Origin of the sequence: Streptomyces sp. NPDC058469, assembly GCF_042721125.1 — a bacterium.
Taxonomy (GTDB): Bacteria; Actinomycetota; Actinomycetes; order Streptomycetales; family Streptomycetaceae; genus Streptomyces.
This window is the reverse complement of sequence record NZ_JBHXME010000011.1, coordinates 92,831-105,406: the sequence shown is the minus strand read 5'-3', so window position 1 is coordinate 105,406 and position 12,576 is coordinate 92,831. Positions and strand designations below refer to the sequence as shown.

The 12,576-nt window shown below is 68.9% G+C and carries 15 protein-coding genes; 9 read left to right on the top strand and 6 right to left on the bottom strand.

Going from position 1 to position 12,576, the window contains the following annotated elements; all coding sequences use genetic code 11:
• Positions 1–359: 359 nt before the first annotated feature.
• Together ACFWP5_RS09120 and ACFWP5_RS09115 are read right to left on the bottom strand one after the other, a co-directional pair.
• Positions 360–944 (bottom strand): isochorismatase family protein, encoded by a 585-nt coding sequence (locus ACFWP5_RS09120; protein ID WP_384152614.1) that lies wholly within the window; start codon positions 942–944, stop codon positions 360–362.
• Between the two features lie 116 nt (positions 945–1,060).
• Positions 1,061–2,407 (bottom strand): nicotinate phosphoribosyltransferase, encoded by a 1,347-nt coding sequence (locus ACFWP5_RS09115; RefSeq protein ID WP_384152611.1) that lies wholly within the window; start codon positions 2,405–2,407, stop codon positions 1,061–1,063.
• Between the two features lie 160 nt (positions 2,408–2,567).
• On the opposite strand from ACFWP5_RS09115, the gene clpS reads away from it, so the two are divergent.
• From clpS to ACFWP5_RS09080, 7 genes are all read left to right on the top strand, one after another.
• On the top strand, positions 2,568–2,885 hold the full coding sequence (gene clpS, locus ACFWP5_RS09110) for an ATP-dependent Clp protease adapter ClpS (RefSeq protein ID WP_019056726.1): 318 nt from the start codon (positions 2,568–2,570) through the stop codon (positions 2,883–2,885).
• 12 nt (positions 2,886–2,897) lie between these two features.
• Positions 2,898–3,503 carry a DUF2017 domain-containing protein gene (locus ACFWP5_RS09105; RefSeq protein ID WP_384152608.1) on the top strand — a complete coding sequence of 202 codons (606 nt, stop codon included), beginning with the start codon at positions 2,898–2,900 and terminating at the stop codon, positions 3,501–3,503.
• 299 nt (positions 3,504–3,802) lie between these two features.
• Positions 3,803–5,227: an amino acid permease gene (locus tag ACFWP5_RS09100; protein ID WP_384152605.1), complete on the top strand. Its 1,425-nt coding sequence runs from the start codon at positions 3,803–3,805 to the stop codon at positions 5,225–5,227.
• 75 nt (positions 5,228–5,302) lie between these two features.
• Complete coding sequence (locus ACFWP5_RS09095) at positions 5,303–5,731, top strand: Mov34/MPN/PAD-1 family protein (protein ID WP_384152602.1); 429 nt, start codon at positions 5,303–5,305, stop codon at positions 5,729–5,731.
• A gap of 90 nt (positions 5,732–5,821) precedes the next feature.
• Positions 5,822–5,917 (top strand): putative leader peptide, encoded by a 96-nt coding sequence (locus ACFWP5_RS09090; protein ID WP_019065921.1) that lies wholly within the window; start codon positions 5,822–5,824, stop codon positions 5,915–5,917.
• Between the two features lie 111 nt (positions 5,918–6,028).
• Positions 6,029–6,307 carry a MoaD/ThiS family protein gene (locus tag ACFWP5_RS09085; RefSeq protein WP_033286046.1) on the top strand — a complete coding sequence of 93 codons (279 nt, stop codon included), beginning with the start codon at positions 6,029–6,031 and terminating at the stop codon, positions 6,305–6,307.
• A gap of 15 nt (positions 6,308–6,322) precedes the next feature.
• On the top strand, positions 6,323–7,273 hold the full coding sequence (locus ACFWP5_RS09080; protein ID WP_384152599.1) for a PLP-dependent cysteine synthase family protein: 951 nt from the start codon (positions 6,323–6,325) through the stop codon (positions 7,271–7,273).
• 18 nt (positions 7,274–7,291) lie between these two features.
• On the opposite strand, the gene ACFWP5_RS09075 is transcribed toward ACFWP5_RS09080, so the two are convergent.
• Both ACFWP5_RS09075 and ACFWP5_RS09070 read right to left on the bottom strand, forming a co-directional pair.
• Positions 7,292–7,627, bottom strand: coding sequence for a hypothetical protein (locus ACFWP5_RS09075; RefSeq protein WP_384152596.1), 336 nt, complete (start codon positions 7,625–7,627; stop codon positions 7,292–7,294).
• A 242-nt stretch (positions 7,628–7,869) separates the two neighbouring features.
• Positions 7,870–8,304 carry a type II toxin-antitoxin system PemK/MazF family toxin gene (locus ACFWP5_RS09070; RefSeq protein ID WP_384152593.1) on the bottom strand — a complete coding sequence of 145 codons (435 nt, stop codon included), beginning with the start codon at positions 8,302–8,304 and terminating at the stop codon, positions 7,870–7,872.
• 215 nt (positions 8,305–8,519) lie between these two features.
• Here ACFWP5_RS09070 and ACFWP5_RS09065 point away from each other — a divergent pair, with 215 nt between their 5' ends.
• On the top strand, positions 8,520–9,272 hold the full coding sequence (locus tag ACFWP5_RS09065) for an MBL fold metallo-hydrolase (protein WP_384152590.1): 753 nt from the start codon (positions 8,520–8,522) through the stop codon (positions 9,270–9,272).
• Between the two features lie 80 nt (positions 9,273–9,352).
• Here the strand turns inward: ACFWP5_RS09065 and ACFWP5_RS09060 are convergent, their stop codons facing one another.
• The gene (locus ACFWP5_RS09060) at positions 9,353–10,603 is read right to left on the bottom strand and encodes a PTS transporter subunit EIIC (protein ID WP_384152587.1); all 1,251 of its coding nucleotides are present in this window, start codon (positions 10,601–10,603) and stop codon (positions 9,353–9,355) included.
• A 202-nt stretch (positions 10,604–10,805) separates the two neighbouring features.
• Entirely contained in the window at positions 10,806–12,098 is a 1,293-nt protein-coding gene (locus ACFWP5_RS09055) for a PTS transporter subunit EIIC (protein ID WP_384152585.1), read from the bottom strand.
• On the opposite strand from ACFWP5_RS09055, the gene ACFWP5_RS09050 reads away from it, so the two are divergent.
• Positions 12,057–12,473, top strand: a complete 417-nt coding sequence (locus ACFWP5_RS09050; RefSeq protein ID WP_384152582.1) for a glucose PTS transporter subunit EIIB — start codon at positions 12,057–12,059, stop codon at positions 12,471–12,473. The two genes, ACFWP5_RS09055 and ACFWP5_RS09050, sit on opposite strands and share 42 nt — an antisense overlap.
• Positions 12,474–12,576: the final 103 nt, after the last annotated feature.

The window sequence follows — 12,576 nt, the reverse complement described above, 5'->3', positions numbered from 1 at the left end:
CGCGATGTCGCCGTAGACGGGCGATGGTTCGACGTGGCCCGGCGTGATGGTCCGCCGGAGGGGTGGTGTTTTGCCTGCGGGCCGGGTGGGGGCTGGTCGCGCGGTTCCTCGCGCCCCTTTGGGGCGCGCGGCTGTTTCGCGCCTGGCTACCGCCCTGAGCGGCCCGCGCGGCGTCCCGACGGGGCGCTACGCCGGGGCCGCATCGCCCCGTCGGTTGGCCTGCGGCGTCCTCGCGGCTGCACGCCCCGAGGACGGTCGCGCCCTGAAGGGGCGCGGGGCTGTATCGATGTGCGGCTCCGCCGCGTGGGCGCGACCAGCCCCCACCGGCCCGCGGACAAAAAACCGCAGACAACGGACCGCTAGACGACCGGCTTCCCGGTCAACTCCACGCCGGCCGCCCGCAGTTCCTCCAGTGCGCGGTCGGTCGTCTCCTTCGCAACCCCGGCCGTGAGGTCCAGCAACACCTGCGTACGGAACCCTTCCCGCACGGAGTCCAGGGCCGTCGCCTTCACACAGTGATCGGTCGCGACCCCGACGACATCCACCTCGTCGATCTCCCGCGCCCGCAGCCAGTCCCCGAGCGACACCCCGTTCTCGTCGTGCCCCTCGAACCCGCTGTACGCCGCCGCATACGCCCCCTTGTCGAAAACCGCGTCGATCGCGCCGGAGGCGACCACGGGCGCGAAGTTGGGGTGGAAGCCGACGCCCTCCGTGCCCGCGACACAGTGCGCGGGCCAGGAGTGGGCGTAGTCGGGGTTGTCGGCGAAGTGGCCGCCGGGCGCGATGTGGTGGTCGCGGGTGGCCACGACGTGCCGGTAGCCGGCGGGCGCCTGCCCGATCAGCTCGGTGACGGCGGCGGCCACGTCGGCACCACCGGCCACCGCGAGACTGCCTCCCTCGCAGAAGTCGTTCTGCACGTCAACGACGATCAAGGCGCGGCGCATGGTGGTGTCCTTCGACGGTGGGCGAGATTCGAGCCTAGAGACTTCGGCGGCACTGCGGGAGGGTGCACCCCTAATTTTCGTACGGGTCTTAACCAGCGGGTCTTGGTCGGCGGTTCTTAACTACCCGACCGCAGATGCACGTACTCCGTCGGAAGAACAGCCTCCCCGCGCGACAACTGGGCCGCCGACAACGGCAGGTTGGCCCGCGCGACAGCGTGCCGGTCCCGTACGACGTCCAGCGGCTCGCGGGCGACGACCTCACCGCCCTTGACCAGCTCGACGAGCAGTTGCCGGTCGGCCAGCTCGGCCGGGACCGGCCCGGTGCCGATCACCTCGGCCTCCGCGATCCCGTCGCCGTCCAGCCGCCGTGCCGCCCACTTGCGCCCGCCGATCGACGTCTTGCCGCCGCTGGACTTCTTCGCGACCGGCACCAGCGGCGCCTTCGGGTCGGCGGACTCCGCGCGGGCGACCAGCTTGTAGACCATCGAGCAGGTCGGGTGCCCGGACCCGGTCACCAGCTGGGTGCCGACGCCGTACGCGTCCACGGGCGCCGCCGCCAGCGAGGCGATGGCGTACTCGTCCAGGTCGGAGGTCACGACGATCTTCGTGTTGACGGCGCCCAGCTCGTCCAGCTGCTGCCGCACCCGGTACGCGACGAGCAGCAGGTCGCCCGAGTCGATGCGGACGGCGCCCAGTTCGGGCCCGGCGACCTCGACCGCCGTACGGACCGCCTCGGTGACGTCGTACGTGTCGACGAGCAGCGTGGTGTTGCGGCCCAGCGAGTCCACCTGGGCCTGGAACGCGTCGCGTTCGTTGTCGTGGAGCAGGGTGAAGGCGTGCGCGGAGGTGCCGACGGTCGGGATGCCGTAGCGGAAACCGGCCGCGAGGTCGGACGTGGTGGCGAAGCCGCCGACGTAGGCGGCGCGGGAGGCGGCGACGGCGGCCAGCTCGTGGGTGCGGCGGGCGCCCATCTCGATCAGTGGGCGCTCCCCGGCGGCGGAGGCCATGCGGGAGGCGGCGGCCGCGATCGCGGAGTCGTGGTTGAGGATGGAGAGGATCACCGTCTCCAGGAGCACGCACTCGGCGAACGAGCCCTCGACCCGCATGATCGGCGAGCCCGGGAAGTACACCTCGCCCTCCGGGTAGCCCCAGACGTCACCGCTGAAGCGGTAGGCGGCGAGCCACGCCAGGGTCTCCTCGTTGACGACGTTCCGCTCGCGCAGGAAGCCGAGGACGTCCGCGTCGAACCGGAAGTTCTCCACCGCGTCGAGCACGCGTCCGGTGCCCGCGACGACGCCGTAGCGACGGCCCTCGGGCAGCCGGCGGGTGAAGACCTCGAAGACCGAACGCCGGTCGGCCGTCCCCGCCTTGAGGGCGGCCTGCAGCATCGTCAGCTCGTAGTGGTCGGTGAAGAGCGCCGTCGAGGGAACGTCCACCGGCAGCCCAAGGTCCGCTACGTCCACTGAACTCTCCTGGTCGTGGTTTTCCGGGTGCCCCCAGGTCCGCCGGGGGTCCGGGGGTCGTCCCCCGGTGTGTGCCGCATGACGATGGATCGTACTCCCATCTCGTCACTCTGACGATTTGTGGGGTCCATTTGTGCGGAGGCCCCCTTGTGGTGGCAGCATGGGCCGTGTGACGTCACCCGCACCCCTGGAGATCGAACGCACCGAGTCGGCGGAGGAGGTCTTCGCCGTACCCGAGCCGGACGTTCCTTGGGTCACGATCGTCCACAACGACCCGGTCAACCTCATGAGCTATGTCGCGTACGTCTTCCAGACGTACTTCGGCTACTCCAAGGACAAGGCCCACAAGCTCATGCTCGACGTCCACCACAAGGGCCGCGCGGTCGTCTCCAGCGGAAGCCGCGAGGAGATGGAGCGCGACGTGCAGGCGATGCACGGCTACGGTCTGTGGGCCACCCTCCAGCAGGACCGGAAGTAGCGACCCATCCCGATGCCAGGACACTTCGAACCGCTCCGCGACGGCGGCGCCGCCGTCGCCCTCGATGACGTCGAGATCTCGATCATCCGCTCGCTGGCCGTCCAGCTCCTGGAGCTGATCGGCCCCGGCCCGGGTGAGAACGCCTCCGCCGACCCCCTCGCCGAACTCTTCGCCGAGGGCCCGAGCGAGCCGCCCGCCGACCCGGTGCTCCGGCGCCTGTTCCCGGACGCCTACACCGACCCGGAGCAGGCCCCCGACTCTCCGCAGGACGCCGAGGAGAAGCTGGCGCACTCCGCCGAGTTCCGCCGCTTCACCGAGAACGACCTCCGGGCCGGCAAGCGCGAGAACGCCCTCGCGGTCGTCCGCACCCTGGACTCGCTGACCCCCGGCGGCGACGGCGGCGCGATCCTCAAGCTCACCGCCGAGGAGTCCCGGCAGTGGCTCGGCTCGCTCAACGACCTGCGCCTGGCGATCGGTTCACGCCTCGACATCACCGACGAGGACGACACCGACGACCTCTACCGGCTCCCGGACGAGGACCCGCGCAAGCCGATGGTGATGGCGTACCTCTGGCTGGGCGGGCTCCAGGAGACGCTGGTCAACACCCTGATGCGCTGACCGCGACAGCCGCCGTTCCGGTTGATCGGAGTTCGATCGGAGTCCGCTCAGAGGACGCTCAAATCCGGATAACGATCGCGTCACCGCCGTGGCCGGGAATGCCGCGCCCGGCCGCGTTTTGTCCGCTTCTCCCTGTGGCGCGCGCCACAAACTCCGCCGCTGGCCTCCGACGCGACCGTGATAGATCTTCACGACGCCCGGCGGACGCCACCCATGTCCCGCCGGGTTCGCCGTACGCCGACGGACCTCGGCCGGGCAGCTCCAGTCCATGGGGGGATTCGGAGAAAGGCGCACCACACATGACCTCCGCTCAGGTCGAGACGGACAAGACCCCCGAGGAGGGGTACGAGCGCGGGCTCGGCAGCCGTCAGGTCCAGATGATCGCGATCGGCGGTGCCGTCGGCGTCGGACTGTTCCTGGGAGCCGGGGCGAACATCGCCAAGGCCGGTCCCAGCCTCATCTTCATGTACGCCCTCGCGGGCGTGATCATCTTCTTCATCATGCGGGCGCTGGGCGAACTGCTCCTGTACCGCCCGGTGTCGGGCTCCTTCGCGGAGTACTCGCGCGAGTTCCTCGGCCCGTTCTTCGGCTACTTCACCGCCTGGACGTACTGGCTGATGTGGGTGGTGACCGGCATGGCCGAACTCACGGCCGCCGCCATCTACGTCAACTACTGGTTCCCCGCCGTCTCCCAGTGGGTGACCGCGCTCGCCTTCCTGGTCATCCTCTTCGTGGCCAACCTGATCTCGGTGAAGCTCTTCGGCGAGATCGAGTTCTGGTTCTCGATGGTCAAGGTCACCGCCCTGATCGGCATGATCGTGATCGGCCTGGGCGTGCTCACCTTCGGCTTCAGCAGCGCCGGTGACACCGCCTCCGTCGCCAACCTCTGGCAGTTCGACGGCTTCTTCCCCAAGGGCATCGGCTCCTCCCTGATGACCCTCCAGGGCGTCATGTTCGCCTACCTCGCCGTCGAGCTGGTCGGCGTCACCGCGGGCGAGTCCGAGAACCCGGAGAAGACCCTCCCCAAGGCGATCAACACCCTCCCGTGGCGCATCGCCCTCTTCTACGTCGGCGCCCTCACGGTCATCCTCTGCGTCGTGAAGTGGACCGAATTCGCCCCGGGCGTCAGCCCGTTCGTCGAGGCCTTCGCGAAGATCGGCATCCCGGCGGGCGCCGGAATCGTCAACTTCGTGGTCCTGACGGCCGCCCTCTCCTCCTGCAACTCGGGCATGTACTCCACGGGCCGCATGCTCCGCACCCTCGCGGACAACGGCGAGGCCCCGCGCGTCTTCAGCAGGCTGTCCGCCTCCAAGACCCCGGCGACCGGCATCACGATCTCCGTCGCCTTCATGGGCATCGGCGTGGTCCTCAACTACATCGTCCCGGAGAAGGCGTTCGGCTACGTCACCTCGGTCGCCACCGCCGCCGGCATCTGGACCTGGCTGATGATCCTGATCAGCCACGTCCTCTACCGCCGCGCGGTCGACGCGGGCCGCCTCCCGGCCTCGTCCTTCCCGGCCCCGGGCGGCGCGAAGTTCTCCTACGTGGCCATCGCGTTCCTGCTCTTCGTCACCGGCCTCATCGCCTACGACCCCGACTCCCGCGTCTGCCTCTACGTGATGGTGGGCTGGACCCTCGCCCTGGCCGGCGGCTGGTTCGCCCTCAAGTCCCGCAACCCGCGGGTCACCGAGCGCCGCGAGCCGGAGTTCGAGAAGGTCGGCTGATCACTCGGCTCACCATGTGGGCCGTCCCGTACCACCACTCGGTACGGGACGGCCCTTCTGCTTATCCTGACGACCATGCCGACCCTGACCATCACCCAGGCCCTCTTCGACCAGATCGTCGCCCACGCGCGCGCGGACCACCCCGACGAGGCGTGCGGAGTCGTCGCGGGCCCGGTGGGCGAGGGCCGCCCCGAGCGCTTCGTCCCGATGCTGAACGCGGCCCGCTCGCCCACGTTCTACGAGTTCGACTCGCAGGACCTGCTGAAGCTCTACCGCGAGCTGGACGACCGCGACGAGGAGCCGGTGATCATCTACCACTCCCACACCGCGACCGAGGCCTACCCCTCCCGCACCGACATCGCCTACGCCAACGAACCCGGCGCCCACTACGTCCTGGTCTCCACCGCCGACTCCGACGAGGCCGGCCCCTTCCAGTTCCGCTCGTACCAGATCCTGGAAGGCGAGGTCACGGAGGAGGAGGTCAAGGTGGTGGAGTCGTACTGATCCGGTCCTGATCTCGTACTCCGGATGAAATCCGTCCGAAGTGTGAGATCCCCTACCGAGGACCGGACAGGGAATCGATACGATGAGCGCATGGTTCTTCTCGACGTGAGCGACAAGGCGCCGGGCACGCTGCTCGTGGCGCGGCTGCACGTCGACCTGTGCAGGCTGAACAGCGCCATCTGTTGACCCTCGCGCAGTCGCCGTACGGCCCGTGTGCCGCGGCGCGCCCATGCTCATGCTCGTGCCGCGCGCCCACCGAGACCAGACCACTTCCGCTTCCGACAGGAGCCCCTTGCCATGGCCATCGAGGTCCGCATCCCCACCATCCTCCGCACCTACACCGGCGGCGAGAAGGCCGTCGAGGGTGCCGGTGAGAACCTCGCCGCGCTCTTCGCCGACCTCGAGACCCGGCACGCGGGCATCCAGGCCCGCATCGTGGACGGCGGCGAACTGCGCCGCTTCGTCAACGTGTACCTGAACGACGAGGACGTCCGCTTCCTCGACGGCATCAACACCAAGCTGTCGGACGGCGACAACGTCACGATCCTGCCGGCCGTCGCCGGCGGCATGCGCTAAGGCCAGCCGCCCCTCATGCGTTACGACTCCCCGCTGGCCGCGGTGGGCAACACCCCTCTGGTGCGCCTGCCGCGGCTCTCGCCGTCCACCGACGTCCGTATCTGGGCCAAGCTGGAGGACCGCAACCCGACCGGCTCGGTCAAGGACCGCCCGGCCCTGCACATGATCGAACAGGCGGAGAAGGCCGGCCGCCTCACCCCCGGCTGCACCATCCTGGAGCCCACCTCCGGCAACACCGGCATCTCCCTCGCCATGGCCGCCAAGCTCAAGGGCTACCGCATGGTCTGCGTGATGCCCGAGAACACCTCGCGGGAACGCCGCGAGCTGCTCGCCATGTGGGGCGCCGAGATCATCCCGTCCCCGGCCGCCGGCGGCTCCAACACCGCCGTACGGGTCGCCAAGGAGCTGTCCGCCGAGCACCCCGAGTGGGTCATGCTCTACCAGTACGGCAACCCGGACAACGCCGGCGCCCACTACGCCACGACCGGCCCGGAGATCCTCACCGACCTCCCGTCGATCACCCACTTCGTGGCGGGCCTCGGCACCACGGGCACGCTCATGGGCGTAGGCCGCTACCTCCGCGAACACAAGCCGGACGTCAAGATCGTCGCCGCCGAACCACGCTACGACGACCTCGTCTACGGCCTCCGCAACCTCGACGAGGGCTTCGTCCCCGAGCTCTACGACGCCTCCGTCCTCACCACCCGATTCTCGGTCGGCTCGGCCGACGCGGTCACCCGGACCCGCGAACTCCTCCAGCAGGAGGGCATCTTCGCCGGCGTCTCCACCGGCGCGGCCCTGCACGCGGCGATCGGCGTGGGCAAGAAGGCCGTAGCGGCGGGGGAGTCCGCGGACATCGCGTTCGTCGTGGCGGACGGCGGCTGGAAGTACCTGTCGACCGGCGTCTACACGGCGGCGACGACAGAGGAAGCGATCAAGACGCTTCAGGGTCAGCTCTGGGCATGACGCGAGCGCCCCGGGCGGTCACTCCCCGGGGCCGTCGGGGAAGACCGTCGCCGGCGGGGACCAGTCGTTCATGATCCCGTCGTCGACGCGGTCGAGCACCGCGGAGCCGAAGAGCGCGACCGCCATGCGCACCTGGCCCGGGTCGTACGGCTCGGTCGCCGGGCGCGTCGCCGGATCCGGCTCCGCGTGGCGTTCACGCGCCATCCGGAGCACCGCTTCCCCCTCGCCGATCGTGGTGGGCAGTCGGCGCGGCATGGTCGGTCCGTCGGGAAACGCCGTCTTCAGCGCCGCCGCTCCGACGACCAACGCCGGCACGGCCCGGATCCACGCCTGGTCGAGGACCAGCACGGTCACCACCGGCACCGCCGCCGCAGCGGCGATCGCCGACCACCGTCCCCAGAGCCGAGGTTCGCCGGGAACGGGCTCGAACCGACCCCGTGGACAGCCTTCGCAGATCCCGTCAACGCGATCACCGGACAACCCGCGAGTACGAGCCAGTCCGTCATACAGGTCAGTACCCCCACACCCCGGCGCCCGACCCCTCCGCGCACCGACCCCAATTACCCTGGATCCAGAGGCTGTTGCGCACCCCACGCCTACCGGGCGAGGTGACGGACCTGATCCCACAGGACCGGGTCCGCGACACCCACCTTCCGCCGGAAATCAGCGACCGGCACCGAACGCAACTCGTCGGTCTCCAGATAGCTCGCCCGCCCCCGCGCATCGCCGACAGCCCCCGGCGGCAACGGAATCACCCCGGCCCGCTCGTTGTGATACTTGCTGGTGATCTTCGCGACGGTGACCTTCCGCCCCCGCACGGCAAGCACCAGACAGGGCCGGTCCTTGGCCGCCCCGAGCTGATCCTCGTACGGCACATTCGCCCACCAGATCTCCGCGGGCCGCGGCCGATCCCCCCGCACTCTCCGCGAGGACCGGGCCGGCCGGCGCCCCCGCCCCCACCCGTCCACGAGCGTGGCGACCAGCGCCAGCAACATCACCGCCGCGAGCGCGAGCCACCAGGACGTGTCCATGAGGACGACGGTACCGGCGCGCAATCCAAGCCGCGCGCCCTCTTGCAGACCCCACGCGCCCCGGTTCCAGCCGAACCGGTGACACCACAGGTGAGTTCCCCCACAACGGCCCTTGGCGGAGGAGCGACCGGCCCTTTTGCGCCTTACGCTCGACGGACCGCACGACCCCCGTCTCCCAACTCCAGAAGTTACCCGCCAGCGGAGGTTTCTGCTTTATGAAGCTCACCGTCGTCGGCTGCTCGGGGTCGTTCCCGTCCGCGGAATCGGCCTGTTCGAGCTACCTCGTAGAGGCCGACGGCTTCCGGCTGCTCCTCGACATGGGCAACGGCGCCCTTGGCGAGCTGCAGCGCCACTGCGGTCTCTACGACCTCGACGCGATCTTCCTCAGCCATCTGCACGCCGACCACTGCATCGACATGTGCGCGTACTTCGTCGCGCGTTACTACCGCCACGACGGCGGCCGCTGCGACCCCATCCCGGTCTACGGCCCCGAGGGCACCGAGCACCGCCTGACCACGGCCTACGCCGACACCCCCACCGCCTCCTCCATGAGCGAGGTCTTCGACTTCCACACGGTGAAGCCGTCCACGTTCGACGTCGGCCCCTTCACCGTGCACACCGAGCGGGTCCGCCACCCCGTCGAGGCGTACGGCATCCGCGTCGAGCACGGCGGCCGGTCCCTGACGTACTCCGGCGACACGGGCGTCACCGAGTCCCTCGACGAACTCGCCCGGGACACCGACCTGTTCCTGTGCGAGGCCGCGTTCACGCACGGCAAGGAGAACATCCCGGACCTCCACCTCAACGGCCGCGAGGCCGGCGAGACAGCCACCCGCGCCGGCGTCCGCCGCCTGGTCCTCACCCACATCCCCCCGTGGACCGACCCCCAGGCCAACCTGGCCGACGCGCGCGAGGTCTACGACGGCCCGGTGGAACTGGCGGCGCCGAGAGCGGCGTACGAGATCTAGCACTGCCTGATTCGGCACCGCGTGCGCGAAGGGCCCGGCACCAACTCGGTGCCGGGGCCTTCGTCATGGCCGTACGAGGATCACGCCTTGGTGAGGTCCTCGAGCTCCTCCTCGGGCTCGCGGCCCGGGGTGGGGAGATTCCACCTGGTGATCGCGAAGCGGAAGACGAAGTAGTAGACCGCGCCGAAGACCAGACCGATCGGGATGATCAGCCAGGGCTTGGTGGCGAGGTTCCAGTTGAGGGCGTAGTCGATGAAGCCCGCGGAGAAGGTGAAGCCCGCGTGGACGCCGAGGGCCCAGGTGATCGCCATGGAGAGGGCGGTCAGCACCGCGTGGATCGCGTACAGCACCGGGGCGATGAACATGAACGAGAACTCGATCGGCTCGGTCACACCGGTCACGAAGGACGTCAGCGCGAGCGAGATCATCATGCCGGTCACGGCCTTGCGGCGCTCGGGGCGGGCGGTGTGCGCGATGGCGAGCGCGGCGGCCGGCAGGCCGAACATCATGATGGGGAAGAAGCCCGACATGAACTGTCCGGCGGTCGGGTCACCGGCGAAGAAGCGGGTGAGGTCACCGTGGACGACCGTACCGGTGGAGTCCTTGTAGTCGCCGATCTGGAACCAGGCCACGGAGTTGACGAACTGGTGCATGCCGACCGGGATCAGCCCGCGGTTGATCAGACCGAACAGACCGGCACCGAACGCGCCGAGACCGGTGATCCACTCGCCGAAGTTCGAGATGCCCTCGCCGATCGGCTTCCAGATCAGGCCGAAGAAGACACCCATGAGCGTGCCGACGAACGCCATGATGATCGGCACCAGCCGGCGGCCGTTGAAGAAGCCGAGCCAGTCGACCAGCTTGGTCCGGTGGAACTTCTGCCACAGCACCGCGGAGAGCAGACCCATGATGATGCCGCCGAGGACACCGGGGTTGTTGAAGGTCGCCGGTACGTCCGCGCCCTTGAGGATCTGCGCGTCGGTGACGGGGAAGGCCTTGAGCACATTGCTGTAGACGAGGAAGCCGACGAGCGCCGCGAGGGCGGTGGAGCCGTCGGACTTCTTGGCGAAGCCGATCGCGACACCTATACAGAACAGGAGCGGCAGGTTGTCGAAGATCGCGCCACCGGCGGTGGCGAAGACAGCCGTCACCTTGTCCGGCAGATGCAGCTTGTCGTGGATGTCGGCCTGACCGAACCGGAGCAGGATGCCCGCCGCCGGAAGCACAGCGATCGGGAGCTGTAGGCTGCGACCGATCTTCTGCAGGCCCTGGAACAGGCCGGATCCCCACTTCTTCGTGGGGGCCGCCGGTGGCGCGGTGGCGGTGCTCATAGACTTCCTCCATCGGGTGGTGGTCTACACCACTCAGTGGTGTAGACCTGTTGTAGCAGATGAAGTCCGCATAAAGGAACCCGCGAATCCTGCGACCGAATCGCTACGCGACGTACACGGCGACACGCACGGCGAAGGGCCCCCGGACCGATGGTCCGAGGGCCCAACTTGCGTGCTCCGCTTGCCTGTTCTGTCCGATCCGTCAGGCTTTGGTGACGTCCTCGTGCTCACCCTCCGGCTCCCGCCCCGGAGTCCGCAGATCGAACTTCGTGATCGCGAAACGGAAGATGACGTAGTACACCGCCGCGAAGCACAGCCCGATCGGAATGATCGCCCACGGTTTCGTCGCCAGGTTCCAGTTGATTGCGTAGTCGATCAGACCCGCCGAGAAACTGAAACCGTCGTGCACCCCCAGCCCCCAGGTCACCGCCATCGACACACCGGTCAGCACCGCGTGGATGGCGTAGAGGACGGGCGCGACGAACAGGAACGAGTACTCGATCGGCTCGGTGATACCGGTCACGAACGTGGTCAGCGCGACCGAGAGCATCAGACCGCCGACCTCCTTGCGACGGCTCGGCTTCGCGCAGTGTGCGATCGCGAGCGCCGCCGCCGGCAACGCGAACATCATGATCGGGAAGAAGCCCGAGGTGAACTGCCCCGCGTGCGGGTCACCCGCCAGGAACATGTTGATGTCACCGTGCACCACCGTCCCGTCCGGCTTGGTGTAGCTGCCGAACTGGAACCAGATGGGCACGTTCAGGAACTGATGCAGCCCTACGACCAGCAGCGCCCGGTTGGCGAGACCGAACACCCCGGCGCCCAGCGCACCCCGGGCGCTCAGCCAGTCGCTGAAGTGCTCAAGCCCGCTGCCGATCGGCGGCCAGATCCACAGACACACCGCCGCGACCGCGATGGCGACGAACGCCATGATGATCGGCACCAGCCGCCGCCCGTTGAAGAAGCCGAGCCAGTCCACCAGCTTCGTACGGTGGAACCGCACCCAGAAGAACGCGGCCAGCAGCCCCAGCACGATCCCGCCGAACACCCCCGGATTCTGGTACGTGAACGCCGAGACCGTGTGATCGGCGGCCTGACACCCGATCGCGGGCAACGCCTTCGTGCCGCCCGCGCAGTCCTTCGGGAACTGGTGCAGCACGGTGTAGTAGACGAGGAAACCGACGAGCCCGGCCAGCGCCGTCGACCCGTCCGACTTCTTCGCCATGCCGATCGCGACACCCACACAGAACAGCAGCGGCAACCCGAGCGACCCGTCGAGCAGCGCACCGCCCGCGCCCGCCATCACCTTCGAGACATTGGTCCACCCCAGCCCGTCGTCCCCGAACACGTCCGGCTGCCCGAGCCGGTTGAGGATGCCGGCGGCCGGCAGGACGGCGATGGGGAGTTGGAGGCTGCGGCCCATCTTCTGCAGCCCCTGGAACAGGTTGTTCCAATGGGTGCGCCCAGGACTGGCGGCGGCACTGTCGGCACTCATGGACGCCCCTCGGTAATGTGGTGTAGACCAGTTGGCGACGTGATCGTTTCCATCATTCGGCACGCACGACATGACCGCTCGCGAAGCTGGGCCAACTGTGGGTTACTGCGACAAAGCGGTTCGGATCAGGGAGAGAACAACATGGCCACCAAGGCTGAGAAGATCGTTGCCGGGCTGGGCGGCATCGACAACATCGAAGAGGTCGAGGGCTGCATCACCCGCCTGCGCACCGAGGTGAAGGACCCGAGCCTGGTCGACGAGGCCGCCCTGAAGGCCGCCGGCGCCCACGGCGTCGTCAAGATGGGCACGGCGATCCAGGTCGTCATCGGCACCGACGCGGACCCGATCGCGGCGGACATCGAAGACCTGATGTGAAGCGCGGGGATCATCCCCGGCTTCAACCCCGGCGCTGACCCCGGCTTCACGAACGGCGTCACGTACTGAGGGGCTCTTCCCACCGCGGGAGGAGCCCCTTCCC

What these genes read in the sequence shown, in the direction of transcription:
- ACFWP5_RS09120 (WP_384152614.1), bottom strand. Translation starts at nt 944, where the DNA reads ATGCGCCGCGCCTTGATCGTCGTTGACGTGCAGAACGACTTCTGCGAG.
- clpS (WP_019056726.1), top strand. Translation starts at nt 2,568, where the DNA reads ATGGGCCGTGTGACGTCACCCGCACCCCTGGAGATCGAACGCACCGAG.
- ACFWP5_RS09105 (WP_384152608.1), top strand. Translation starts at nt 2,898, where the DNA reads ATGCCAGGACACTTCGAACCGCTCCGCGACGGCGGCGCCGCCGTCGCC.
- ACFWP5_RS09100 (WP_384152605.1), top strand. Translation starts at nt 3,803, where the DNA reads ATGACCTCCGCTCAGGTCGAGACGGACAAGACCCCCGAGGAGGGGTAC.
- ACFWP5_RS09095 (WP_384152602.1), top strand. Translation starts at nt 5,303, where the DNA reads ATGCCGACCCTGACCATCACCCAGGCCCTCTTCGACCAGATCGTCGCC.
- ACFWP5_RS09090 (WP_019065921.1), top strand. Translation starts at nt 5,822, where the DNA reads ATGGTTCTTCTCGACGTGAGCGACAAGGCGCCGGGCACGCTGCTCGTG.
- ACFWP5_RS09085 (WP_033286046.1), top strand. Translation starts at nt 6,029, where the DNA reads ATGGCCATCGAGGTCCGCATCCCCACCATCCTCCGCACCTACACCGGC.
- ACFWP5_RS09080 (WP_384152599.1), top strand. Translation starts at nt 6,323, where the DNA reads ATGCGTTACGACTCCCCGCTGGCCGCGGTGGGCAACACCCCTCTGGTG.
- ACFWP5_RS09070 (WP_384152593.1), bottom strand. Translation starts at nt 8,304, where the DNA reads ATGGACACGTCCTGGTGGCTCGCGCTCGCGGCGGTGATGTTGCTGGCG.
- ACFWP5_RS09065 (WP_384152590.1), top strand. Translation starts at nt 8,520, where the DNA reads ATGAAGCTCACCGTCGTCGGCTGCTCGGGGTCGTTCCCGTCCGCGGAA.
- ACFWP5_RS09060 (WP_384152587.1), bottom strand. Translation starts at nt 10,603, where the DNA reads ATGAGCACCGCCACCGCGCCACCGGCGGCCCCCACGAAGAAGTGGGGA.
- ACFWP5_RS09050 (WP_384152582.1), top strand. Translation starts at nt 12,057, where the DNA reads ATGGGTGCGCCCAGGACTGGCGGCGGCACTGTCGGCACTCATGGACGC.
- ACFWP5_RS09055 (WP_384152585.1), bottom strand. Translation starts at nt 12,098, where the DNA reads ATGAGTGCCGACAGTGCCGCCGCCAGTCCTGGGCGCACCCATTGGAAC.